This window comes from Blautia glucerasea (assembly GCF_020537505.1).
Classification (GTDB): Bacteria; Bacillota; Clostridia; order Lachnospirales; family Lachnospiraceae; genus Blautia_A.
The window spans coordinates 1-537 of the sequence record NZ_JAJBMO010000111.1 but is presented as its reverse complement, the minus strand read 5'-3'; the positions used below and the strand labels follow the sequence as shown (position 1 = coordinate 537).

1 protein-coding gene is annotated in these 537 nt (G+C 47.9%); it reads right to left on the bottom strand.

Annotation, left to right across the window (positions count from 1 at the left end; genetic code table 11):
• The coding region (locus LIQ05_RS20830; protein ID WP_264292821.1) for an ABC transporter transmembrane domain-containing protein at positions 1 to 537 on the bottom strand (537 nt) is incomplete at both ends.

Here is a 537-nt window from a genome sequence, read left to right as displayed (position 1 = left end):
TCTTAATAACACCAATGCCCTCCACAAAAGACAGCACCGCATCGGTCAGCCGTTCACTCTGCTCCTGACGGCCTGCTGCTTCTCGTAGGGAAACTTTGTTCATTCCCTTAGATACCAGCCATGCCAAAATAGTAACTATCGCAGCAATCAAGCCAATCTGCCAATTCAGATAAAACATGAACGCCAGCAAAACCAGCGAGGACAGCAGATAGCTCATCATGTTTCCCAGCGTACTCATAGCGACTTCTTCAATGAACACCATGTCGGTACTGAGGACAGAACTGATCTTGCCAATATTGCCGGAAGTGAAATATCCCATCGGAAGTTTCCGCAGATGGCCGCCCAATTCGATACGCTTGTCAGCGAACATCAAATATCCCGCTGCACTTTGCAGGCTGTCACTAAGATAGTGGACGAGCATCTGAACCAGCACAATAGCGGCAAGGCCAAGTCCCACATAAAGACAAGTCTGCCCGGTAATCGTCTTATTTGCAAATCCACTCAAAACCACAAAGGCCAGAAAAATCGGCATTTTGG